Source organism: Pedococcus sp. P1_H8 (assembly GCF_056405175.1).
This window is the reverse complement of sequence record NZ_JBFUCP010000008.1, coordinates 41,635-65,375: the sequence shown is the minus strand read 5'-3', so window position 1 is coordinate 65,375 and position 23,741 is coordinate 41,635. Positions and strand designations below refer to the sequence as shown.

The following is a 23,741-nucleotide window of genomic DNA, read 5'->3' as shown; positions in this document are numbered from 1 at the left end:
GGTGCGCTGCGCGAGCCAGGGTGCGCTGCGCGAGCCAGGGTGGACTGAGCTCCTCCCGGGTTGGCTGAGCTCCCCACGGGTGCGTTGAGCAAGGAGCGGTCGTGAGTCAGGCGGAGTGGCGTCGCAGGGCCGCTCGTCTGATCGCCCGCTCGACCTTGGCCCCGATGGCCGAGGGGCTGTCCAGGTCGACCCAACCAACGCGAGCGATCTCCTTGCCGGCGTCCTCGAGGTCGGACTGTCGTGCCTTCTCCTCAGCCAGGGCCCGACGCACCGTTGACGGGTCGGTGCTGACAAACCCGCCTGAGTACTTCGAGAGCCCGTCGAACTCGACGATCGCGTCCGTCCCGTCGACACCGAAGTCGCCGCGTCGAGTCACCCCACAGGCGACGACCGGGACCTGGGGCGTGACGTCATACCCAAGGGTGCGGAGAACGTGAGCCAGGCGGGTTTCTCCGACTGACTCGTGGCGCCCGTCGGCCTGAGCGAGCAGCAGGCGAACCCCCTCGACGTGCGGATGGCCGTGGTGCTGTGCGAGTGCGGACTCCAGCTCTGCCCGAGTGACCTGCTTGGCATGCAGCGCACCGTCGGCGGCAATCAGGCTCTCCATGGGGCTGGGGCCCTCGCGCTCCGAGATCGGAACCAGTCCGACCTGCACCACCGCCATCGCCATCGGAACGGTGCTGAGGCCATCGGGCGACACCATGCTGTCGAGTTCGACCTGGGGATGGAGGACGGCGCCGCGACGATGCCTCGAATGGTCGTCACGAGTGCGGGTCAGGTGCACTGTCTCGAGGTCCGAGCGCCAGAGTCGTCCGCCGTGCAGCACGACCGCCGACTGATGGCTCGCGGTGACCCGTCCCTCAAACGACAGCAGCAGGGCGCACGTGCGCAGCTGATGCAACGCCCTGACGGCGGCGAAGCGATCCGGGTCCTCCCACGGTGCGGGCTCGTCGCCGTCCGGCGCCACGGCATACCAACCGCGCACCAGCCGCAGGAGGCGACCGTCGCGCACGAGCCGCCGCAGCTGGACGGTGCCGATTCCGAGCGACCGCGCGTCGGTGGTGCTGATGACGCCGTGCCGTGCGACGTCCGAGAGGTTCATCGCGCAAGCATGGCAAGAATCCCGCCGACCCAGCTGAGGGCCTGTGGACAAGTCGGCGTAGCGACCAGCCCAGCAGAGGTTCGCTCGCTCAGCAGAGGTTGCAACGTGCGCTGAGAGAGCCAAAGTCTGCTAGCAGAAGTTAGGCGTGTCAGCCGGGGTCAGGGGGTGGTGACGGCCTTGCGGGCTCGGTATGCCGCGACGTTGGCGCGGTTGCCGCACCCTCCGTCGCAGAACCGTTTGGAGCGGTTCTTGGACAGGTCGACGACGACGTCCTGGCAGTCCTCGGCTGCGCAGACCCGGAGTCTGGCGAGCTCGTCCGCCCGGATCACGTCGACCATCGCCATCGCGGCCTCGACCGCCATGCGGGTGGCCAGCGGCGCTTCGGGGGGCGTGGCGTGCAGGTGCCAGGACCACTCGCCGTGCCGCACCAGCTGGGGCAACGCTCCCGCTTCGGCCAGCAGGTCGTTGACGAGCTCGACCGCCTCGCCGGTCTCGGCCGTCCAGAGCGTCCGCAGCCTGGGACGCAGGGCATGGACGCTGGCGAGCTCGGCGTCGTCGTGGGCGTGCGACCCGGTCCACTCCCATGCCTCGACGAAGGCGTCGAGGTCGGCCACGGTGGCGAGGTCCTCGGTGTCGCTGGGCAGGGTCGCCGCCGTGTTGACCAGGGCGGCGGCACCGCGCAGCGCCACCTCCGTGTCATGGGCAAACAGCATCTTGACTCCTGACGATGTGGATCGATACTGTCATGAGTATAAGACGCTTTGCTGGTTACAGGATCTGGTTTGGGACGGAGTGGGGTCATGAGGACACGGTCGACTGGTTTCGGCCTCTGGCTGGCCCTCGCGTCCGCCGCGACCTTCGGCAGCAGTGGGCCGTTCGCCAAGTCGCTGCTGGTGGAGGGCTGGAGCTCCGGCGCCATCGTGCTGCTGCGTGTCGCCGGCGCCACGCTGGTCCTGGCCGTGCCGACGATCCTTGCCCTGCGCGGGCGGTGGTCCCTCGTCCGCGAGAACCTGCCGGCCGTGCTCGTCTACGGTGCGGTCGCCGTGGCCGGCTGCCAGGTTGCCTACTTCTATGCGGTGCAGCGCCTCGATGTCGGGGTCGCCCTCCTGCTGGAGTACCTCGGGGTGGTGCTCGTCGTCCTCTGGGCCTGGCTGCGCACGAGGCGGGCGCCGAGCCCCTTGACCGGGTTGGGCGTCGTCCTGGCGATCCTCGGGCTGGTGCTGGTCCTCGACCTCTCGGGCCAGGCCCGCCCGGACCTCGTCGGGGTCGCGTGGGGTCTGGTGGCCGCCACCGGACTGGCCACCTTCTTCGTCCTCGCTGCCGAAGAGAGCAGCCTGCCGCCGGTGGCCCTCGCGGGTCTGGGGATGGGTGCGGGAGCGGTCGCCCTCGGCGCGCTGGGGGCCGTCGGCGTGATCCCCTTGACCTTCGCCTCGGCTCCGGTCGAGCTGATGGGCCGGGAGGCCCCGTGGTGGGTCGCGATCGGCGAGCTGGCCCTGATCGCCGCCGCCGCGGCATACCTGCTCGGGGTGACGGCAGCCCGGGTGCTGGGCTCCACGGTCGCCTCCTTCGTGGGCCTGACGGAGGTGCTCTTCGCCGTGGTCTTCGCGTGGGTGCTGCTCGACGAGCTCCCGGGCCTGATGCAGCTCGCCGGTGGCGTCTGCATCGTCGCGGGGGTGGTCGCGGTCCGGCTCGGGGAGCTGCGTCGGGACCGCACAGCGAGGGCCACGGCGGCCGTCGACGAGGCGGATTTCCCTCTCCCCGCAGGCGTCGCCTAGACTCTGCGGGTTGCCTCGGCGAGGGACACTGCACGGCTGCCACCACCACAAGCAATAACAGGGGCCGGTCACGTCCGTAATTCGACGCGGTGTGGTCTCCGTGCTGCGCCCCGCGTCGAGGCCCACCGCATCCTCGAGTCCCCCACCGCACAGGAGATTTCCGTGTCTGACAACAAGCTCGTCGCAGAGACGCGCACGCAGTTCGGCAAGGGCGCTGCCCGCAAGATTCGCCGCGACCACAAGATCCCCGCCGTCATGTACGGCCACGGCGCCGAGCCCGTGCACATCACCCTCCCCGGCCACGACACGATGATGGCCCTCAAGGTCGCCAACGCGTTGCTCACGATCGTCATCGACGGTGACGAGCAGCTGGCCCTGGCCAAGGACGTGCAGCGCGACCCGATCAAGCCGGTCATCGAGCACATCGACCTCGTCATCGTCCGCAAGGGCGAGAAGGTCACCGTCGACGTCCCGGTCCACATCGAGGGCGAGGCCGCTCCCGAGACCATCGTGACCCTGGACGCCCAGACCATCCAGCTCGAGGTCGAGGCCACCCACATCCCCGAGAACGTCGTCGTCTCCGTCGAGGGCCTCGAGGCCGGCACGCAGATCAAGGCGTCCGAGCTCCAGCTCCCGGCCGGGTCCACCCTCGTCGTCGACGCGGACACCCTGGTCGTCAACATCACCCAGCAGATCTCGCAGGAGGCGCTGGACGCCGAGATGGCAGAGGCCGAGGCCGAGGCCGGCATCGAGCACGAGGAGGCCGGCGACGCCGAGGCCACCGAGGGCGAAGCCGCCGAGGGTGCCGAGGGCGAGGCCCCCGAGGGCGAGAAGGCCGAGTCCGAGGACGCCTGAGTCCCGCTCACCGTTGTATGCCGGAAGGCCAGGTCCCCTGCGTAGTGTCATGGGGGACCTGGCCTTCCGGCATACTTGCGCCCCGTGAGTGACGACGGCAGTTGGCTCGTGGTGGGCCTGGGCAACCCCGGCCCCAAGTACGCGGGCAACCGGCACAACGTCGGCGCCATGGTGGTCGACGAGCTCGCCTCGCGGGCCGGCGCCAAGCTCACCTCCCACAAGGCGCGGGCGTCCGCTGCCACGGTGCGCATCGGGATGCTGCCCGGCGGGGCGCCCGGGCCGGCCGCCGTCGTCGCCGTCCCCTCGTCCTACATGAACGAGTCGGGTGGACCGGTCAGGGCGCTGATGAGCTTCTTCTCCGTCGAGGTCGACCGACTCCTCGTCGTCCATGACGAGCTCGACATCCCGGCCGGCGACGTCCGGCTCAAGAAGGGCGGGGGAGAGGGCGGCCACAACGGCCTGCGCTCGATCAGCTCGGCCCTCGGCACCAAGGACTACCTGCGCGTCCGGGTCGGGATCGGCCGGCCGCCCGGCCGGATGGACGCAGCCGACTTCGTCCTCCGCGACTTCGGTACCACCGAGCGCAAGGAGCTGCCGTTCCTGCTGGGCGATGCGGCGGATGCTGTCGAGATGGTCGTGACGCACGGTCTGGTCGCGGCCCAGCAGAAGTTCCACAGCCCGGCCTGAAAATGGTCACTGACTAGTCACTGATCATTTTTCGGGCCTCGTCCGCAGCGCCCACGGCGATGGCGTCCATCCCGGGCGGAACGGCGAATGGACGCAGTCGGAACCGTCCGAACCTTGGCGTGGTGATCGCTGCGTAGACGTCTCCGTCACCAGTATGAGGCGGCTACGCACGGTGCTGTAGTTGGCCCGTCCAGAGGGCCCTCGCCTGCTGGGCGTAGGTGACGAAATCCGTTGAGGCCTAACCTATTTCACACGGTACACATGACTCCAATAGGTCTGTTGGAGGTCCGCGTTGCGGGTCTACGGTGCCAACAGAAACGTGGGTAGCGGGGGAGACGGTCATGGGGCAGATGCAGGAGCGGGGCGGCAAGAGATGGGCATGACGGAGTTCGTCGGGGTGAACGGGACTGCTCTGTCCCGGCGCCTTCGCCGAGCCGCCACCTGGTCCGCGCCCGAGACCCCGACCGCGCCCGAGACCCCGACCGCGCCCGAGGCCCGCGAAGCGAAGCGGACGCCGACGGCCGTGCCGGCCCGGACCAAGCGCTCGTCGTGGAACGTGGCCTACCGTCGTCGCGCGATCGTCGGTGATCTCGCCGTCGCCACCGTGGCCGGGATCGTCACTGCCCTGGTCGCCATGCCGGGCACCACGACCCTGGAGCGGCTCCTGGTGGTGCTGGCTCTGCCCGTCCTGTGGATTTCGGCGCTTGCCCTCACCCACGGCTATGAGCGTCGTTTCGCCGGATCGGGTCCCGAGGAGTACCGGGCCGTGACGCGCTCGTCGCTCTACCTCGTCGGTGCGGACGCGTTCCTGTCCTACACCGCCCACGTCGACATCCCTCGGCTCACCAGCCTCGTCGCGGTGACGCTGCTGTTGGTGCTCGGTCTCGTCTCGCGCCAGGCGGTGCGCAGGGATCTCTATCGGCGGCGTTCGGCGGGGAACGAGACCCAGGCGACCGTCATCATCGGGAACGCCAAGTCGGTGCTGCCCATGATTCGTGAGATCCAGCGCGCACCCCAGCAGGGTCTGCGCGTGGTTGCCGCCTGCGTATCGGGACTCGACCTGAGTGGGGACACCCCCTCCGAGGTGGAAGGGGTGCCGGTCTTTGGCTACCCCGAGGAGGCCATGTCGGCCGTGGACCTCTTCGACGCCGACGTGGTGGCCGTGTCCAGTGACCCTGACCTGCACGGGCCGGAGCTGCGCCGGTTGGCCTGGTCCCTGGAGGAGCGTGAGGTCGAGCTGGTTGTGTCGCCCGGGCTGCTCGGCGTCGCCGGTCCGCGTCTGTCGATCCGACCGACGGCCGGTATGCCGTTGCTGCACATCGAGCGCCCGGTCATGTCCGGAGCGCGTCGCCTGGTCAAGTCCGTCGTCGACAAGGCACTCACTGCGCTGCTGATGATCGTCGCCCTGCCGGGCATCGTGGTCATCGCAGTGGCCATCCGGCTCGACTCGCCGGGGCCGGTGCTCTTCCGTCAGAACCGCGTCGGCGCCAGGGGCGAAGAGTTCCAGATGCTGAAGTTCCGGACCATGTGCGTCGAAGCGGAGGCCCAGCTCGTCGAGCTGGAGCGCGACGCGGGCAACGACGTCCTGTTCAAGATGAAGGCCGACCCCAGGGTGACCCGAGTAGGGCGGTTGCTGCGCCGGTTCTCACTGGACGAGCTGCCGCAGCTCGCCAACGTCCTGCGCGGCGAGATGTCCCTCGTGGGCCCGCGGCCCCCGCTCATGCGCGAGGTGGAGGGCTACGAGCCCGACGCCGTGCGCAGGCTCCGGGTCAAGCCCGGGCTGACCGGTCTCTGGCAGGTCAGTGGGCGCAGCGACCTCACGTGGGACGAGTCGTTGCGGCTCGACCTCTGGTACGTCGACAACTGGTGCCTCGCGCTGGACCTGCAGATCCTCTTCCGCACCGCGCGCGCGGTGGTCAAAGGGGCGGGGGCGTACTGACCGCCCGGGCCTACACTCCGTCCGTGAACGCCGCTGAGGATGCAGCCACGTGGGACGGACTGGTCGTCGTCATGGGTGCGTCGTGGTGGGACGGAATCCCCCTGCTCGAGCGCCATCTGGCCGCCGAGCTGACGCGGTATGCGCCGGTGCTCTACGTGAATCCGACCACCTCTGTGCTCAGCCGGTTCCGCAACCGGGAGGCGGCATCCGAAGGTCGCGGGACGGGTCTGCGGATCGTCGCCCCGAGGTTGGCGGTCCTGGACGCCCGCGTGCCCCCGTTGCAGACCAGGCCGGTCGGGCGCGAGCTGGCTCAGGCGGTGCTGCGTCGGCGGCTCCGCTGGGCCGTCCGCAGACTCGGAGCGCCGTCGGTGCATGCCGTGGTCGTGCCGACCCTCGACGACGTGTTCAACACCCTCGGAGAACACGTTCGCGTCTTCTACGCCAAGGACGACTACGCCGCGGGTGCGGCCCTGACCGGCGTGGACGAGAGGTGGATCTCGACGACCGTTCGTCGACGGGCACGTGAGGCCGATGTCGTCGTGGGGGTCAGCCCCGTCCTGCTCGAGATCCTCCGGGAGGCCGGAGCCGGCGATCCCCAGCTCATCCCCAACGGCTGTCTGCCCAGTGCCTTCGCAACCGTCGGCCCCCCCGACCCGGCCGCTCCGTGTGCGGCGTTCGTCGGGCAGCTGTCCGACCGGGTTGACGTCGGCCTCCTCGAAGACGTGGTCGATGCGGGCGTGCGCCTCGTCCTCGTGGGGCCGCTCCAGGACACCGTGACGCCGGGAGCCTTCGCCCGGCTGCTTGCCCACCCTGACGTGGTGTGGACCGGCAGGGTCGGCCACGCGGAGCTGACGGCCCACCTCGAACGCGTGACCACGTGCCTGTTGCCCTATGCGGACACCGCCTTCAACCGTGCGAGCTTCCCCCTCAAGTTGATCGAGTACCTCGCTGCCGGCCGGCGGGTGGTGAGCACCGAGCTGCCGGCGGTGCGCTGGTTGGGGACCCCCCTCGTCGAGGTCGCCCCGCGCGACCAGTTTGCCGCGTGCGTTGCCGAGTCGCTCAGGTCACCGCTCGAGCAGGCTGAGATCGACCTGCGCCGGGCCTTCGCCGCGGGTCACGGCTGGGACAGTCGGGCCAGGTCGCTCGCGACGGCGATCGGTCTGGACCCAGCCGGTCAGCTCACCTGAGTCCGAGCTGCGCCAGTGTGGGCGCAGTACGGTCGCCCTCTGACATGCCGGTGATGGGCAGGGGCCAGGGGATGGACAGGGAGGGGTCGTCGTGGGCGATGGAGACGCTCTCGGACTGGTCGTGCTCCCTGTCGATGCGGTACGACGTGTCGGCCGGATCGCTCAACGCCTGGAAGCCGTGCGCGCACCCGGCGGGAATGTAGATGGACTGTTGGCCGTCGCCGTCCAGTTGGAAGGACTGCCACCGACCGAAGGTCGGTGACGGACGTCGAAGGTCGACGACGACGTCGAAGATGGCCCCCGACGAACAACGCACGAGCTTGGACTCGCCAGCCCCGGAGCGCAGGTGCAGTCCGCGAACCACCCCTCCCGCGGTCCGCGAGAGGCTGTCCTGCCGAAAGGCGTGCGGGTCCAGGCCGACACTGCTGAAGGTCTGCGCGTCGAAGGTCCGGGTGAACATTCCGCGAGCATCCCGGTGTGGCTCAGGGGTGAAGAGGAGCACGCCGTCGAGCGTCGTCTCCATCACTTGCATGATGACCTCCCGCGTTTCAGCGTCGAGTCTAGGACCAAGTCGGGTTCGCGATTCGGGTTTGCCCGAAGTCGCGCGCATCGCGACAGTTCGGCTGCAACCATGAGTTGGGGCTGCAACCATGAGTTGGGGAAGGGGCACCATGCGGGTGTTGGTCACGGGGGATCGGGGCTATATCGGGGCCGTGATGGTTCCTGCGCTGCAGTCAGCCGGGCACCAGGTCGTCGGTCTGGACGCCGAGTGGTACGAGGGCTGCGACTTCGGTGAGGTGCCGGGGGACTACGAGCGCCGCCGCGGCGACATTCGCGACGTCACCGTCGAAGACCTCGTGGGAGTTGACGCCGTCGTCCATCTCGCGGCCATCTCCAACGATCCGATCGGACACCTCAACCCGGCCGCCACCTACTCGGTGAACGGGGACGGAGCGGTGCACGTTGCGGCCGTTGCGAAGCAGGCCGGTGTTCAGCGCTTCCTGTTCTCGTCGTCCTGCTCCCTCTACGGAGCGGCGGGAGACGCGGCGGTGACAGAGGACGCGGAGTTCAACCCGGTGACTCCGTACGGCGAGAGCAAGGTCATCGCCGAGCACGGCATCGCGCTCCTCGCCGACGACAGCTTCAGCCCGACCTACCTGCGCAACGCGACGGCCTACGGGTCCTCGCCCAGGCTCAGGGCCGACATCGTGGTCAACAGCCTGACCGGGACCGCCTTCACCCGGGGAGAGGTCCGGCTCGAGTCCGACGGGTCGCCATGGCGGCCGCTCGTCCACGTCAGGGACATCTGTGCCGCGTTCCTGGCCGTTCTCGCCGCTCCTCGCGAGACGGTTCACAACCAGGCCTTCAACGTCGGTCGCGACGAGGACGTCATGCAGATCCGGGACATCGCCACGCAGGTCGCCGACCACCTTGGCGCGCCGGTCACCTTCGCGGACGGTGCCGGACCTGACTCGCGCAACTACCGGGTGGACTTCACCAAGATCGGTGCGATGCTGCCGACCTTCCAGCCGCAGTGGACCGTCTCGCGCGGCATTGCCGAACTGGCCGAGGACATGCGCGAATTCGGTCTTACCGCAACGCAGTTCGAGGGTTCCCGCTTCGTCCGCCTCGCCCGCATCCAGGAACTCCTGGAGGACGGTCGAATCGATCAGAACCTGCGACTCATGGGGGTCCGGCGATGAGCGCCCGCCTCTGCAGGCTCTGCGGAACCGAGCTCACCCACACGTTCGTGGACCTCGGCATGTCGCCCCCCTGCGAGAGCTACCTGACCGCGCAGCAGGCGGACCAGGGCGAGACGTTCTTTCCCCTCCACGTCCGGATCTGCCACGAGTGCCTGCTCGTCCAGCTCCCGGCGTACATTCCGGCCGAGGACATCTTCAGCCACTACGCGTACTTCTCCAGCTACAGCGACTCGTGGGTGGAGCACGCGCGCCGCTTCGTGGACGCGGCAACGGATCGGCTGGGCCTCGGCCCGGGGTCCTTCGTCGTGGAGGTGGCGAGCAATGACGGCTATCTGTTGCAGCACACCATCGCCCGCGGCATCAGGTCCTTGGGGATCGAGCCTGCGGGGAACGTGGCTGAGGCGGCGCTGGAGAAGGGTGTCCCCACGGAGGTCCTCTTCCTCGGGCGGGAGTCGGGGGAGAAGATCGCCGCCGAGCACGGTCCCGCTGACCTGGTCGTCGCCAACAACGTGTTCGCTCATGTGCCCGACATCGTCGACTTCTCCATGGGGCTGCGCGCGCTCGTCGCCGATGGGGGGCGCGTCTCCATCGAGATCCCGCACCTGCTGCGGCTCATCGAAGGCAATGAGTACGACACGATCTATCACGAGCACTTCTCTTACCTCTCCCTGTTGACGACCCAGCGCGTCCTGGCGGCGGCGGGCCTCGCTGTCGTGGACGTCGAGGAGCTGCCGACCCATGGCGGGAGCCTGAGGACGTGGTCGGCACCCGCCGAGACGGCGCCCGAACCCTCCCCCGAGGTAGGGCGGGTGCTGGCCCTCGAGGCAAGCCATGGACTCGACACCCTGGAGGGGCACGCAGGGTTCGCACGGGCCGTGGCCAACGTGCGCAACGACCTGGTCGAGTTCCTCCTGGGTTGTCAGCGATCGGGCTCCACGGTGGCGGCCTACGGCGCACCCGGGAAGGGCAACACGCTGCTGAACCACTGCGGCGTCCGCGCGGACCTGCTGGAGTTCGCCGTTGACCGGAACCCTTTCAAGCACGGGAAGTTCCTTCCAGGAACGCACATCCCGGTGCTGCCGGTGGACGCGCTGGCGCAGGCCAAACCCGACTACGTGCTCATCCTCCCGTGGAACCTGCGCGCCGAGATCAGTGCGCAGCTGGCCTACGTGAGGGAATGGGGTGGCCGACTTGTCGTACCCCTGCCCACGCTCGAAGTCTTCTGAGTTCGTCACTGCGCGAAGGAGTTGAGTGGCGTGAAGGTGGTTCTCTTCTGCGGCGGACTGGGTATGCGAATGCGGTCCGGCCCGGAGTCCCTGCCCAAGCCGATGATGCCGATCGGCAGCCGGCCCGTCCTCTGGCACATCATGCGGTACTACGCCCACTTCGGGCACACCGAGTTCATCCTGTGCCTGGGCTTCGGCGCCAAGGCCGTCAAGGACTACTTCCTGGACTACCGCGAGACGGAGTCGAACGACTTCGTCCTGTCCAAGGGAGGCGCGAGCATCGAGATGCTCGGCAGTGACATCAGCGACTGGCGAATCACCTTCGTGGACACCGGGATCGACACGGCCATCGGCGAACGCCTGCGTCGCATCCGGCCCTATCTGGAGGACGACGAGGTGTTCCTGGCGAACTATGGAGACGTCCTGTCGGATGCGCCGATGGATCGCATCGTCGAAGAGTTCCTGGGCACGGATGCGGTCGGCTCGCTGCTGGCGGTACGGCCCCAGGACTCGTTCCACGTCGTGCAGATCGCCGACGGGTGTCGCGTGACGGGGTTCGAGCCCGCCGGCGAGATGGCGCTGCGGATCAACGGTGGCTTCTTCGTCCTGCGTCAGGAGATCTTCGACTTCCTCCACGAGGGGGAGGACCTGGTCATGGACGCCTGCGTCCGTGCGGCCGAGGTCGGGAGGCTCCGTGCGGTTCCGTACGACGGCTTCTGGGCGCCGATGGACACGCTCAAGGAGCGCGCCCACCTCGAAGACCTCTATCGATCGGGGGAGTCCCCGTGGGCGCTGTGGCGGGATTCGGTCCGGGTGGGTTCGGCCGTGCCGACCGTCGAGGTGCCGGACATCAGGCTTCGCACGCCGGGCGTCAGCTAGTGGAGGTGCCACGCCTTCGGCTGCCCGAACAACACCTGACCGTGCTGTGCCTGGGGGCTCATCCCGACGACATCGAGATCGGGTGCGGTGGCACGCTCTTGACCCTGGCGGCCAGCCGCGACGTCACCGTGCACAACCTGCTCCTGACCGGCTCAGGTGGCCGTGAGCGCGAGGCGCAGCTCGCTGCCGACCTCTTCGTGCCAGGCAGCACGACCACAGTGCTGGGCCTGACCGACGGCCACCTCCCCGCGCAGTGGCAGTCCGTGAAACAAGCGCTCGAGGACCAGGCCTCGGCTCTGAGCCCGGACCTGATCCTGTGTCCCCGGGCTGACGACGCCCACCAGGACCACCGCCTCATTGCCGAGCTCGTCCCGACCGTGTGGCGCAGCAGTCTCGTCCTCAACTACGAGATCCCCAAGTGGGACGGCGACCTCGGTCAGGTCACGCACTACGTCCCCCTCACCGTCGAGGCGGCGCGGCGCAAGGTGGAGCTGCTGTTCAAGGCCTACCCCTCGCAGCATGACCGGGACTGGTGGGACGAGGAGACCTTCCTGTCGATCATGCGGCTGCGCGGTGTGGAGTGCCGCGAGAGGTATGCCGAGGGGTTCCTGGCCCGCAAGACGGTCCTGCACCTCGGGTAGTCGCCGCCCGCGCACTACCCGGACCTGACCACCAGCACCCAGTCCGACGCGCCTTGCGCATTCCTGCCGGGTGGTTTCAGGGTGAGCCGCTCCAGTGACTGCGGCAGGTCGGCCGTCGTGGACTTGCCGTTGGTCGGGTCATGCCAGCGGGCGCTCAGCGGCTTGCGCAGGTGCGAGAGATCGAGCTGCAGGGCCGAGCCGCGTGGGTCGTAGACGACGGCGACCCTCTGGTCGCAGCTGACCGCTGCCACAGGTGGGTCATCGCCTCCGGTCCCTCCCCGGAGCAGCCCGCCGTCGTCCGGCCGTAGGTTCCACCAGGGGAGGGCAGTGAAGAGACCTGCGAGGTGCTGGACGCCGGCGGTGCCCGGGGACGAGAGCTGCTGCTGCCAGGTACCCGGCGCGGGAAACAGGCCTTCGGCATCGAAGTGCCACATCGGGTTGTTGCCGAAGACCTGGCCGATGCCGCCTGCGAGGACGGTCTCGTAGCCCTGGCGCCGTAGGTCGACCTGGGTCAGGTCGTGCTCGTTCTCGTAGTAGCCCTCGATGAGGAAGAAGGGCCGGTTCGCCTTGGCGTAGGCATCCTGGGCAGCCTTCAGGGGGAACTGGTCGGTGTAGATGTTGTCGACGGTGAACCAGGGGCGGTCCCCCCAGCTGTCCGCCACCGTCGACCCGCGAGCGCCGTTGAACGTCTGCAGCGCCCCGGGGTCGGTCTCCGCGATCCCCTCGGCCACCGCCTCGACGAGGTCCTGGTCCGGCGCGTCGTAGTCACCGCCCTCCACCCAGAGGATGTTGTCGTGGTCGGAGAACCGGGTGCCGACGTACCGCGCATAGTCACGCAGCTTCGAGGCGCCCGTGCGCTTCATCTCCTGGTACCAGCCCTGCTCTGCGCCACCGTAGCCCGTGTAGGACGGGGTCAGCAGCACAAGGAAGCCCAGCTCCCGAGCCAAGGAGACCACGTCCTCGGCGTGGTCGAAGTACGCGTCGTTCGGCCGGGCCATGGTGCTGCCGCCTGCGAACGGGGCCACGCCGGCCTTGTTGGCGGGCGCGTTGCTCGCGAACTCGTGCTCGACGAGGTTCACCAGCACGGTGTTGAACCCACGGGCCTTGCGGGCGGTGAGGTAGCGCCGCGCATCGCCCAGGCTGAGCTGGGCGATCAGCGACCAGGCGGCGTCACCGACCATGAGGAAGGGCGCGCCGTCCGCTCCGACCAGCTGGTGGCGGTGGTCGGGGTCGACTCGCAACGGGAAGGCTGGCGGGGCCGCTGGTCCGCCTGGCGGCGCGGGCTGGTCGGTCCGACAACCCACTGCACCGTCTCTCGCGGCGGTCGTCGTGGTCGTCGTGGTCGTGGTCCCGCTCGAGACCCTCGGCCCCGAGGTCACGCTCGATGACCCCGTGGAGTCGCTCGGGCAGGGCGATGTCGCGGACGCGGCCGGCGGGACACAGGGCCCCGCCGGCGGCGGCTCACCAGAGCAGGCGGTGGCTACCGCCAACGCACCGACCGTGAGGAGCAGGCGGAGCTGGTGCCGCGGCATACCCCGTCGTGGCACGAAGCCTTCAGCCCAGCAGGCCGTAGACGGTGAGCGTGGACACGGTGCTCACGTAGACCCGACCGTTGGCAACCAAGGGGATGGCGTACTTGGCGGCGATGTCCAGGCTGTCGCGCGCGCCGGACTGGTTGCTGTTCCACAGCTCGGTGAAGGTCGAGCCGAGGTTGCGGGCGTCATAGGCGTGCAAGGTGCCGGCGGTGGACGCGCTGGTGCGCTCGACGGCCCACAGGATCCCGGCGGTGTTGCCGTTGGCGGAAACGGCGATGGAGCCACCGGGGAACGCGAAGCTGGTGGACGACTTCATGGTCGGACTGGTGGACAGCAGGCCGTTGGTCATGGAGAAGGCCATCACCTTGTCGGCCACCGGTGAGAAGTAGACGAAGCCGTTCCAGTAGACCGGTGCGCTGAAGTTCCCCGGCTCCGGCGTGCCGTTGGGGAAGATGTTGGGCAGCGACTGGACTATCTGGCTGTCGTTCCCGGCGTGGAAGTGACCCATGTTGTCCCGGTCCACCAGGTAGATGGTCCCGTTCTTGCCGGCCGTCACCAGCTCGTGCGGGTGTGCTCCCGGCTGGTCGGGGAGAAGGGCCACGCCGCCGGCACCGAGGTCATGGTTGCCGTCGTCGAGCTCCTGCTGGTTGTAGGGGGTGAACCAGTCGGCGACCGTCGCGTTCGGCCGCAGTCGCATGATCGTGTCGCCATAGTTGCGGCCGCCCGAGCTGACGTCGAACGTGCCGTCGCCGCTGACGAAGTAGATGTCCCCCGAGGTGTCGGACGCGAGACCGCCGCCGGAGTGCCACACCCCCGCGCCCTCGCCATCGGGAGTGAGGCAGAAGACCAGCGATTGGGCGAGGGTGGCTGCGTCGTAGCCGAGGATCCAGCCGTGGTAGGGCTGGTGGTCCCCATGGCTGGCGAAAGCCATGTACACCACACCGTTTCGCAGCAGCAGGCCCACCCGCTGGTTCTCGTGCAGGGCGTCGAAGGGGAGGACACCGCCGACGGCGCCGTTGCCGGTGCCCGGGACGCTGGCGCTGATCACCACGGGGCTTCCGGCGCGTTCGCTGCCGTCGGCCAGGCTGATCGCGTGCAGCCGCTGGACGTAGCTCGTGGTCTGCCCCGAGACCTCCTTGGTCTTCGCCACGACGTACAGGGTCCTGGTTGCCGCGTCGATGACCGGCGTGCCGGTGATCCCGATCTCGGGCTGGATGTCGCAGCACTCCCCGGTGTCGAGGGCCGGCACCGTCGTGACGCCGGCAGCGGGGTTGATGAAGCTGCGCTTCCACAGTGGCGTGCTCTGCCGGGCGTCGGCGTCGAAGGCGTACACCGAGTCGTGTTCGGTCGCGACGAAGACGACATTGCGTACGCCGACCCCGGTCACGGGGACGTCGGGGACATAGAGCGGCGAGGAGTGGGAGACCCCGTCAGTGGCGAACGTCGTCACCTTGCCGAACGTGGACGGCGTGACTCGTGCGGGGTTGAGGACCGTCTCGTCGAGGTTGGCGCCCGTCCGCTCGACGTTGTTGTGGTGGGTCAGGGTGCCGGCGTAGCTGGTGACGTACACGGTGGCGGGGCTGGCCGTGGTGGCTCCGTCGGTCGCCGAGATCGTGTGTGTCCCCTCGGCCTGTGGTGCCGTGTAGAGACCTGCCCCGGTGATCGTCCCGACCGTGGAGCTGCCACCCACGGTCCCGTCCACCGAGTACGTGACCTGTCCGGTCGCGCCACTCACGGTGAACTGCTGCGTCGCTCCGGGTGTCAGCGTGGCAACCCTGGGCGCAACGCCCACGCCGGTGCTTGCGGTCGCGGTGTTGCTGGGATTGCTGCGGTTGCCGGCTGCGTCGACGGCCACCACACGGTAGGAGTAGCTGGTGAAGGGCGACAATGCGGTGTCGGCATAGGTGGTCGTCGCGGCGGTCGAGACAAAGCTGAAGTCGGTGCAGCCCGTCCCGGCGCAGCGCTCGATCTGGTAGCCGGTCACGCCCACGTTGTCGGTCGAGCCGGTCCAGGCCAGGTTGATCTGGGATCCGCTGGTGGCGGTGGCGGTCAGTGCGGAGGGTGCGGACGGTGGCACGGCGTCCGACGGGGCACCCACCGCGACGGTCATGTCGCCTTGGATCTGCGCACCGGTGCGGGCGACGTTGAAGATCCGCACCTCGTCGATCAGGCCCGAGAAGAACTGCCCGTAGATCGAGTCGCCGCCGATCTGGACGGGATTCGTCGAGGTGGCCATCGCCCCGCTCGCGGGTGCACTTCCGACCTGTGTTCCGTTGAGGAACAAGCGAACTGCGGCCCCGTCATAGGTCAGCGCGAGGTGCGACCAGGTGTTGGCCGGCAACGGCGCAGTGCCCTCGGCCTCCTGGTGGCCTCCCGTGACGATCGTCCCGCCCACGGGGATCCCGCCTCGGGTCGAGCTGGACTCGAGGTAGTAGTTGTCGTCGCCCTTGTACACGACGTCGGCCCATGAGCTGCTGCTGCTCGCGGGATTGACCCACGCCTCGAGGGTCATGCCGGTCGTCAGCCGCAGGTCACTCGCATCTGGGATGGTGACGAAGGCGTTGGAACCGTTGAACGACAAGGCGTTTCCGAATCGGCCGGACGTGGTGCGCGTCGCGCCCGAGATGGTGCCGGTGTGGCCTCGGCCAGAGGCGTCCAGCGCCGACGCCCCCGACGTCTCACCGAATCCGTATGCCGCGACAAGGCTTGTCGTCGCAGCAGGGACGGACGTGGAGGCTTGGTTTGAGACCGGCCCGATGTTGCCGGCGGCATCGAGGGCGCTCACCTGATAGCTGTACGACGTGCTGTTGGTGACCCGGGTGTCCGTGTAGGTCGTGCCGGTCCCGTTCAGCTGGACCAGGTGCGTGAAGTCCTGGCACGCGGTGCCCGAGCACCGGTCGATGCGGTATCCGGTCACCGCGACGTTGTCAGTTGCCGCGCCCCAGTTCAGGGTCGCGGAGGGGGTGGCGTCCGAAGTCACGCTCAACGTGCCCGGTGCGCTGGGCAGCGTCGTGTCAGGCGGGGTTCCGCTGGTGGTTGCCGACGCGATGAGCGAGTAGGCGCCGAGGTTTCCAGCCGCGTCGATGGCCCGGACGCGGTATTCGTACCTGGTGTTGGCCGCCAGTCCGGTGTCGGAGTAGGTGCGGGCGGTGAGCGCCGCGATCTGCGTGAATGGTGAGCAGCCCGTGCCCTGGCAGCGCTCGAGCCGGTAGCCGGTGACGCCGATGTTGTCCGTGGCCGCGTCCCAGGCCAGGTCGACGCCGCTCGAGCCGGTGGCCGTGGCGGTGAGGTTCCCGGGCGCCGTCGGCGGCGTCGTGTCGGGGGTGGTCGTCGTGGCCGACGCGGTCCCGCTGTAGGGCCCGAGATTGCCCGCGGCGTCGATGGCCCGCACGCGGTAGACGTAGGTGGTCCCAGCCGTGAGCAGCGTGTCGGCGAAAGTCGTCGTCGCGGAGCTGCCGACCTCGACGAACGTGCCGCACCCGGATCCAGCGCAGCGCTCGACGCGGTAGCCGGTGACCGCGACGTTGTCCGTCGCCGCGGTCCACGCGAGGTTGACCTGGGTGGAGCCGGCAGCGGTTGCGCCGAGGCCGCTGGGGGCCGTGGGTGGCACCGCGTCCGGAGGCGCCGCGACCGCCGTGTTCATGTCCGACTGCAGCTGCGCGGGGGTCCGCGCGACGTTGTAGATGCGGACCTCGTCGATGGTGCCGGCGAAGTACTGGCCGTAGATGCTGTTGCCACCGATCTGCAGGGGATTCGTCGACGTGGCGATGGCCCCCGTTGCCGCGGTCGAGGCGACCTGCACGGCGTTCAGGTAGAGCCGGACGGCGGTGCCGTCGTACGTCAGGGCCAGGTGCGCCCAGACCGACGTGGCAAGGCTCCCCGAGGCGAAGGCCTCGCGGATGACGCCCGCGGCCTTGACCCCTGCTGCAGGTCGTCCCCCGGGCACGGAACTGCCCTCGAGGTAGTAGTTGTCGTCACCCTTGTAGATGACGTCGCGCCACTTCGTCGAAGTCTGCGCCGGCTTGACCCACGCCTCGAGGGTTGCCGCGCTCGTGAGCCTGAGGTCCGCGGCGTCGGGGACGGTGACCTTGGTGCTCGTGCCGTTGAAGACGAGGGCGCCGCCGAACTTCCCCGCCGTGGTCCGGCTCAGGGTGCCGGTCACAGCCCCCGTGTGTCCGTTGCCGGAGGCGTCGAGCGCAGAGGTGCCACTGGCCTCGTCGAAACCGAACGCCGCCACCAGGGACGGGTCAGCGGCTGCAGCCCCGGGAGCCAGCAGCGCAACAGACGCGGCTGCGGTCGTCATGGAGGTCGCCACCAGCACGGAGATTCGCCGCCGCAGGGGCGCTCGCAGGGGCGCTCGCAGGTGAGTTCGAGGAACCACGATGACCCCCAAGAGGTGAGGCGAACTTGAAGCCGCACTGCCAGCGTATGAGCGCCGATGAGGTCTGCACAGGGCTGCGCGACGAAATACGCGGAGTGCATGAGTCGCGAGTCCGGCAGACGACGGAGTAGCGTTCGCGGCCGGTGCGTAGGCTGGGGAGGTGTCGTCAGGTGACCTGTTGGGGGACCATGTCGTGGCTGTCGTCACCGGCGCCTCGCAGGGCATCGGGAGGGCCGTCTGCCAGCGGCTTGCGGGCCTCGACTACTCCGTGTGGGCCCTCGCCCGTCGGGGCGAGCCGTTGCTCGAGCTGGCGGCTTCCTGCCCCGAGGGCAGCGTGCGCCCGTTCCCGTGTGACATCACCGCCCCGTCGTTCAGCGGTCTCACCGAGGCCCTGGCGCAGGAGCTGCGTCCCGGGTCACTTCGAACGCTGGTGCACTGTGCCGGGATCATGGCGGCAGGGCCCGTGACGACGGCAGGCCTCGACCAGTTCGACGCGGTGATGGCCACGAATGCCCTCGGCCCCCTGCGCCTGACGTCCGAGCTGTTGCCGCTCATGGGCCCCGGGAGCACAGTCGTCTTCGTGAACTCCAGCCAAGGGACCAATGCCGGCGCCGGCGCCGGTGGGTACGCCGCCTCGAAGCACGCCTTGAAGGCGATTGCGGACTCGTTGCGGCACGACCTGGTCGGCTCGGGGATCCGGGTCACGAGCCTCTATCCCGGTCGCACGGCAACACCGATGCAGGAGGCCCTGTACCGTGCTCGCCGCGAGACCTACCAACCGGACATCCTGATCCAGCCGAGCACCATCGCCGAGGTGGTCGCGGGCGTTGTCGGCCTCGCGCCGGAGGCAGAGATCACCGACGTGAGCCTTCGACCCTCGGCGAAGTCGTACTGACATGTCGGAATCGCCTTGCAGGTCATGCGGCTCGCCCGCGACCCTGGTCCTCGACCTCGGACTCGTCCCTGCCTCGGATGACTTTCCGGAGGTGTCTGCCCCCGAACCCGACGACACGCATCCGCTGGAGCTGTTCCGCTGCTCGTCCTGCACCCTCCTCCAGCTCGGGCCGTCTGCGGTGCTCGCGCCGGAGCGACCCACAGCGGTGGACTCGTCCACGGCCCGCGCGCATGCCGCCCGCTCCGTCGCCGCGGTCCTCTCTCAGGAACACATTCCCCCGGGTGCCACCGTCCGGGAGCGAGACTCCGGCCATGGAAGCTCCTGGTTGCCCGACTTCCATCGCGCCGGACTGGTGTCCGCGGACCCGCAGGACGTCGCCCACCTCGTCCTCGACGTGCACTACCTGATGCACGAGGTCGACCTGGACTCCGTGCTCCAGGGCCATGTGGCCTCGCTCGCGCCGGACGGTGTCTTCGTGTGCGAGTTCTTCCACGCACTCCCGATGGTGAGTCGCGGCCTCATCGACACCATCAGGCACGGGCACTACCTGTACCTCAGCCTCACGGCTGCCCTTCCCGCCTTTGAGCGGAACGGCCTCACGGTGACGCACGTCGAGGCGGTCGAGGTCTATGGCGGCAGTCTCCGGGTCACGGCGCGCAGGTCTGGGCCCGGTGTGCGCGTCGATCCCTCCGTCGCGGACATGCTGGAGGTCGAGCGGGACTCAGGCTTGGGTGCGCCCGATGGCGTTGCCGGATTCGCCCGCCGAGGCAGGGAGGCCGCCGCGGCCCTTCGAGAGCGCCTGGAGACCCTGCAGGCGACGGGGCGAACGGTGGCTGGGTACGGCGCGCCTTCCAAGGCATCGGTGCTGCTCACGTTGGCAGGTGTCGACAAAGGGCTGCTGCCCTTCACGGTCGACCTGGCGCCCGCCAAGGCCAACCACCGGATCCCCGGGGTGGGAGTCCCCATCCTGCCCGTCGCCGCGCTCATCGAGCGGCGCCCCGACGAGGTGGTCGTCCTGACCTGGGACATCGCAGAGGAGGTTGCTGCGGGGCTGACCCTCCTGGCAGACGGCACCGGCTGGGACCCGATGCTCTATGTGCCGCTGCCTGAGCCCCGGGAGACCAGGTTGTCGGCCTTCGTCTCGAGATAGTCGATTTCCCCACAGCCTCGCTCGCGGCGTCCTATCGTGATGGGCATGCGGGCAGCACAGCAGGGGAATCAGATGAGCCGCGAGTTGCGCCGGGGGGACCGGGTGCGACTCAAGAGCCTCGACGACATCGCGGCCACCTTGGACGATCAGGGAAGCCTGGACCATCTTCCTTTCATGCGGGAGATGGTCCAGTTCGCAGGCCGAGACCTCGTCGTCGAGGCGCGAGCCGACAAGACGTGCGACACCATCGAGAACACCGGGCCCACGCGGAAGATGACCGACACGGTGCATCTCGCCGGGGCGCGGTGCGACGGCTCCTTCCACGGTGGCTGCCAGGCCTTCTGCCTGCTCTTCTTCAAGGAGGAGTGGCTCGAGCCGGTGCCCGACGGCGAGCAGACGCAGACGGCTTCCCCGGCGCCGGACGGACCGGAGGCGCCCCAGGTCGACGTACCCCCTGAGCTCGAGAGCACATTGGACCGCGCTGCCCACCCGACTTCGGACACCTTTCGCTGCCAGGCGACCGAGCTCCTGCGGTCGTCGACCAAGCTGGTCGGCTACTCGCACTACCTGGACGACCTGCGCACCCGAAACGTCCCGTTGACCACCTTCCTGCACTCGTTGCCCTTCACGCTCGTCAACCGACTGCAGCGGGACGCCGAACGCCTGCCGGCGCGAATGAGGCCCTTCGGCGGGCACCGGTTCCCCCGGGTTCGCGGCAAGGTCCGTGATGCTCAGTTCCCCGCAGTCGAACCACTGGGGCTGCAACCCGGTGACCTGGTCGAGGTGCGCAGCCGCGCCGAGATCGAGGCCACCCTCGACGTCAACCAGCGCAACCGGGGGTTGTGGTTCGACGAGGAGATGCTGACCTACTGCGGCCGCCGGGGGCGCGTGCTCCAGCGGGTCGAACGGCTCATCGACGAGCGGACCGGGAAGATGCTGCGGATCCGCAAGGACTGTGTGATCGTCGAGGGGATGATCGGCTGCGCAGGGGTCTATCACAACCTCTGCCCGCGGGCCGTGATCGCCTTCTGGCGGGAGGCCTGGCTGCGCCGGGTCGACTGAGCCTGGCTACGCCGGGTCGACTGAACGGGCGAGGGGAAACCCACTGACGGTGGTCACGCCCTCCGGCCGGTGACCGCCCGCCGGTACTTGCCGGCATGGACGCGGGCAGAGCGGTAGGACCACGCGCCGAGGAACGAGGCGGTACAGGCCAGTCGGGTCGCCCACGGTTGGTCCATCCCCCACAGGACACGGACACTGCGGCCCACGAGCCGGACACCCGGAAACCGTTCTGCACCAGGCCGATCGGGGCGGTACCACGCGCCCGCGTTGCCGCTGCTGCTGTTGGCGTGGAACCGTCGGAGGAAGAGCGGTTCGGGGACCTCGTGGAACTCCCCATGGGCCGCGAGCTCGTAGAGCAGGGGAACGTCCGCGGAGACGAACGGACGTTGCAGGCCAGTTCGTCTCAACGCCTCGGTGCGGATCACTCCATAGAGCGGGTTGCACAGGTTCCAGTGACTCGCGACTGATCCCACCCGTCGCCAGGGGCTGCGGTGCCTTACATCCAAGTTGTCCTCGTAGGCCTCCAGGACGGTGCCCTCGTCGTCGATGAGAAGGGTCCGGGGGTACGCGAGCACCGCGCCGCTGCCCCGCTGGTCGAGCTCGTCGACGCACCGTGAGAGCAGGGTGGGGGCGAGGAGGTCGTCATAGGCCGCCCAGCGGAACAGCTCGCCCCGCGCAAGGTCGACGACCACGTTGAAGTTCGCCGCGACCCCTCGGTTCTGGGCGTGGGTGACGACGCGGATGCGGGCGTCGCGAGCTGCGTGCTCGTTGCAGATCTCCACCGTCCGGTCCGTCGATGCGTTGTCGCTGATGATCAGCTCGAAGTCCTCGAAGTCCTGGGCGAGGATCGACTCGAGAGCGGCGTCCAGGAAGCGTTCTGCGTTGTAGACGGGCAGGCCGATGGTCACGCGGGGGTCGCTGTGGGTTGGGGCCTCGTCGGCAGCGCCGTGCGTCTGCGTCCCGTCCCCGGGTCCGGGCCTCACCGGAGTCGTCCGCGGATCATCGTGCGGACGTCGTCCCAGGCCTGGGGCCGCAGCCACGACATCAGGCCGAGGTAGGTCGTCGCGCCGACCGTCACGGAGGCCGCGAGGCTCCACGAGTCGCTGGTGGCCATCGCTCCGGCAGCCAGCGCAGCGGCGGCCATGGCCGCGGTCGCGAAGACCGGTGCGGCAAGGCCGCGGAGGTACCAGCGGAACGGCTGGGCCACGAGGCGGAACGCCAGGAAGACCCCGATGGGCCCGAGGAGCAGGGAGGCCAGCCCGTAGGCCCACGCAACGCCGACAAGACCCCAGGGAAGGCCGACAACGTACGAGGAGACGAAGACGACGGACTGGACCACCTGCCAACGGAAGGTCCAGTCGGAACGCCCGATCGCGGTGGTCAGGTGGTACACGAGGGAGGTCACCGCCTGGGCAGCGCCGGCCGGTGCCAGCACCCAGACCAAGGGAGGGAGGTGTTCCCACTTGGAGCCGAAGAACACGTGGGTTGCGGGTTCGGCGACGACGGCGAGGCCAGCCATGGCCGGTAGCAGGATGATTGCGACGCCTGCCGAGGCACGGATGAACATCCGGGCCATGGCGGGCCGGTCCTCCTGCAGCCTCGACAGGCCCGGAAAGAGCACCTGTCCCACGACGCTGGCCACCGAGCTCAGGGGGTAGCTCACAGCCCGCTGGGCGAGCGCGTACGTGCCCAGGTCGACGAGGCCGAGAAAGCGCCCGATGATGAACTTGTCCGCCTGGCCGAGAACGACGAACCACAGGATGTTCGCGCCGAAGAGGTGCATCGAGAAGCGCCAGATCCCGCGGAGCTCCGCGGCGCTGGCCGACAGGCTGGGTCGCCACCGGCTCATTCGCCAGAGGAAGGCGGTGCTCACGAAGGCGCCCACGATGTTGCCGACCACGATCGACCAGACACCCTGACCGGCGAACGCGAGGCCGACGCTGACGGCGGAGGCGACCACGCCGTCCACGACGGCGACCAGGGCCAGCGAGGTGAACCGCATGGCCCGTCGCAGCAGGGCCTGGTGCACCTGTCCCAGCGAGGTGATGACCGTCAGCACGGCCATGGCACGGATGACCGGCGCGGCACTCTGTTGCCCCAGGAGGTCGGCGCTCCACCCTGCGGTGAGGGCAATTCCGGCGCTGAGCACGAGGCCCAGGCCGACATTGAGCCAGAAGACCGAGTCGAGCAGGGCGCGTCCGACCGAGGCCCGCTGGATGACCGCTGGGGCAGTGCCCAGGTCCTTCAGGTGGTCGACCAGGACGACGATCACGCCGGCCAGCGCGACCACGCCGAAGTCCTCAGGGACCAGCAGCCGCGCCAGGACCACGGTGGTACCCAGACGGACCACCTGGGAGACGACCTGCGAGGTCGCTGTCGAGCGGGCGCCACGGGCCATCGCGCCAGACATTCCGCTCGAGCTCCCCGCGTCCCAACGATCCGCCAAATCGTCGCCCTTCCCAGTCGGCAGTCGCATCTCAGCCCATCCCCCGGTGAGGACCCTGAAAGGTGGGCCCACGCTCAGGCTAGAGCCCCATGGCCGCGCAGGTACCGCGATTGACCAGCTCGCCCACGGATCGTGACGAGCCCGGCGTCGTGCACGCGCCGGCTCGTCCTGGCCTGCTGAGGGTCCGCGTGTGGTGATTCCGCGAATCGTGTGTCGTACTTCTCGCCGCTCGCCTAGTGTTCCCATCAGAGGCCCCGCCTCGACGCTGGATCCGAGGG

At 69.1% G+C, this 23,741-nt stretch carries 19 protein-coding genes; 12 read left to right on the top strand and 7 right to left on the bottom strand.

Translation table 11 applies throughout. From position 1 onward, the window contains the following. Nucleotides 1-106 precede the first annotated feature (106 nt). Nucleotides 107-1,102: a type IV toxin-antitoxin system AbiEi family antitoxin domain-containing protein gene (locus tag AC1DYG_RS13125; protein WP_477640318.1), complete on the bottom strand. Its 996-nt coding sequence runs from the start codon at nt 1,100-1,102 to the stop codon at nt 107-109. Between the two features lie 158 nt (nt 1,103-1,260). Then, nucleotides 1,261-1,815 carry a CGNR zinc finger domain-containing protein gene (locus AC1DYG_RS13120; RefSeq protein WP_477640317.1) on the bottom strand — a complete coding sequence of 185 codons (555 nt, stop codon included), beginning with the start codon at nt 1,813-1,815 and terminating at the stop codon, nt 1,261-1,263. An 87-nt stretch (nt 1,816-1,902) separates the two neighbouring features. Between AC1DYG_RS13120 and AC1DYG_RS13115 the strand changes: the two genes are divergently transcribed. From AC1DYG_RS13115 to AC1DYG_RS13095, 5 genes are all read left to right on the top strand, one after another. Beyond that, on the top strand, nt 1,903-2,877 hold the full coding sequence (locus AC1DYG_RS13115; RefSeq protein WP_477640316.1) for an EamA family transporter: 975 nt from the start codon (nt 1,903-1,905) through the stop codon (nt 2,875-2,877). 162 nt (nt 2,878-3,039) lie between these two features. Then, complete coding sequence (locus AC1DYG_RS13110; protein WP_477640315.1) at nt 3,040-3,732, top strand: 50S ribosomal protein L25/general stress protein Ctc; 693 nt, start codon at nt 3,040-3,042, stop codon at nt 3,730-3,732. A gap of 84 nt (nt 3,733-3,816) precedes the next feature. Then, on the top strand, nt 3,817-4,419 hold the full coding sequence (pth, locus tag AC1DYG_RS13105) for an aminoacyl-tRNA hydrolase (RefSeq protein ID WP_477640314.1): 603 nt from the start codon (nt 3,817-3,819) through the stop codon (nt 4,417-4,419). Between the two features lie 379 nt (nt 4,420-4,798). After that, the gene (locus AC1DYG_RS13100; RefSeq protein ID WP_477640313.1) at nt 4,799-6,358 is read left to right on the top strand and encodes a sugar transferase; all 1,560 of its coding nucleotides are present in this window, start codon (nt 4,799-4,801) and stop codon (nt 6,356-6,358) included. Nucleotides 6,359-6,381: 23 nt separating this feature from the next. Further along, entirely contained in the window at nt 6,382-7,545 is a 1,164-nt protein-coding gene (locus AC1DYG_RS13095; protein ID WP_477640312.1) for a glycosyltransferase, read from the top strand. Here the strand turns inward: AC1DYG_RS13095 and AC1DYG_RS13090 are convergent. Next, nucleotides 7,538-8,068, bottom strand: a complete 531-nt coding sequence (locus AC1DYG_RS13090; RefSeq protein ID WP_477640311.1) for a dTDP-4-dehydrorhamnose 3,5-epimerase family protein — start codon at nt 8,066-8,068, stop codon at nt 7,538-7,540. The two genes, AC1DYG_RS13095 and AC1DYG_RS13090, sit on opposite strands and share 8 nt — an antisense overlap. Nucleotides 8,069-8,195: 127 nt before the next feature. Between AC1DYG_RS13090 and AC1DYG_RS13085 the strand changes: the two genes are divergently transcribed. The 4 genes from AC1DYG_RS13085 to AC1DYG_RS13070 are packed head-to-tail and all read left to right on the top strand — an operon-like array spanning nt 8,196 to nt 11,994. After that, nucleotides 8,196-9,248 (top strand): NAD-dependent epimerase/dehydratase family protein, encoded by a 1,053-nt coding sequence (locus AC1DYG_RS13085; protein ID WP_477640310.1) that lies wholly within the window; start codon nt 8,196-8,198, stop codon nt 9,246-9,248. Further along, nucleotides 9,245-10,474, top strand: coding sequence for a methyltransferase domain-containing protein (locus AC1DYG_RS13080; RefSeq protein ID WP_477640309.1), 1,230 nt, complete (start codon nt 9,245-9,247; stop codon nt 10,472-10,474). Before AC1DYG_RS13085 ends, AC1DYG_RS13080 begins: the two co-directional genes overlap by 4 nt. 30 nt (nt 10,475-10,504) lie before the next feature. Next, nucleotides 10,505-11,353, top strand: a complete 849-nt coding sequence (locus tag AC1DYG_RS13075; protein ID WP_477640308.1) for a sugar phosphate nucleotidyltransferase — start codon at nt 10,505-10,507, stop codon at nt 11,351-11,353. A 5-nt stretch (nt 11,354-11,358) separates the two neighbouring features. Then, nucleotides 11,359-11,994 carry a PIG-L deacetylase family protein gene (locus AC1DYG_RS13070; protein WP_477640307.1) on the top strand — a complete coding sequence of 212 codons (636 nt, stop codon included), beginning with the start codon at nt 11,359-11,361 and terminating at the stop codon, nt 11,992-11,994. A 14-nt stretch (nt 11,995-12,008) separates the two neighbouring features. Here the strand turns inward: AC1DYG_RS13070 and AC1DYG_RS13065 are convergent, their stop codons facing one another. Together AC1DYG_RS13065 and AC1DYG_RS13060 are read right to left on the bottom strand one after the other, a co-directional pair. Continuing rightward, the gene (locus tag AC1DYG_RS13065; protein ID WP_477640306.1) at nt 12,009-13,235 is read right to left on the bottom strand and encodes a glycoside hydrolase family 140 protein; all 1,227 of its coding nucleotides are present in this window, start codon (nt 13,233-13,235) and stop codon (nt 12,009-12,011) included. A gap of 313 nt (nt 13,236-13,548) precedes the next feature. Next, nucleotides 13,549-17,832, bottom strand: a complete 4,284-nt coding sequence (locus AC1DYG_RS13060; protein WP_477640305.1) for a LamG-like jellyroll fold domain-containing protein — start codon at nt 17,830-17,832, stop codon at nt 13,549-13,551. Between the two features lie 238 nt (nt 17,833-18,070). Here AC1DYG_RS13060 and AC1DYG_RS13055 point away from each other — a divergent pair, with 238 nt between their 5' ends. The 3 genes from AC1DYG_RS13055 (at nt 18,071) to AC1DYG_RS13045 (ending at nt 21,017) form a co-directional block, all read left to right on the top strand. After that, a complete protein-coding gene (locus AC1DYG_RS13055) occupies nt 18,071-18,805 on the top strand; it encodes an SDR family NAD(P)-dependent oxidoreductase (RefSeq protein WP_477640304.1) in 735 nt (244 codons plus the stop codon). A 1-nt stretch (nt 18,806) separates the two neighbouring features. Next, nucleotides 18,807-19,955 (top strand): methyltransferase C-terminal domain-containing protein, encoded by a 1,149-nt coding sequence (locus AC1DYG_RS13050; RefSeq protein WP_477640303.1) that lies wholly within the window; start codon nt 18,807-18,809, stop codon nt 19,953-19,955. Nucleotides 19,956-20,027: 72 nt separating this feature from the next. Further along, nucleotides 20,028-21,017: a hypothetical protein gene (locus AC1DYG_RS13045; protein ID WP_477640302.1), complete on the top strand. Its 990-nt coding sequence runs from the start codon at nt 20,028-20,030 to the stop codon at nt 21,015-21,017. A gap of 53 nt (nt 21,018-21,070) precedes the next feature. Here the strand turns inward: AC1DYG_RS13045 and AC1DYG_RS13040 are convergent, their stop codons facing one another. Together AC1DYG_RS13040 and AC1DYG_RS13035 are read right to left on the bottom strand one after the other, a co-directional pair. Continuing rightward, the gene (locus tag AC1DYG_RS13040) at nt 21,071-21,925 is read right to left on the bottom strand and encodes a glycosyltransferase family 2 protein (RefSeq protein ID WP_477640301.1); all 855 of its coding nucleotides are present in this window, start codon (nt 21,923-21,925) and stop codon (nt 21,071-21,073) included. A 71-nt stretch (nt 21,926-21,996) separates the two neighbouring features. Beyond that, entirely contained in the window at nt 21,997-23,427 is a 1,431-nt protein-coding gene (locus tag AC1DYG_RS13035) for a lipopolysaccharide biosynthesis protein (protein WP_477640300.1), read from the bottom strand. Between the last annotated feature and the right edge of the window lie 314 nt (nt 23,428-23,741).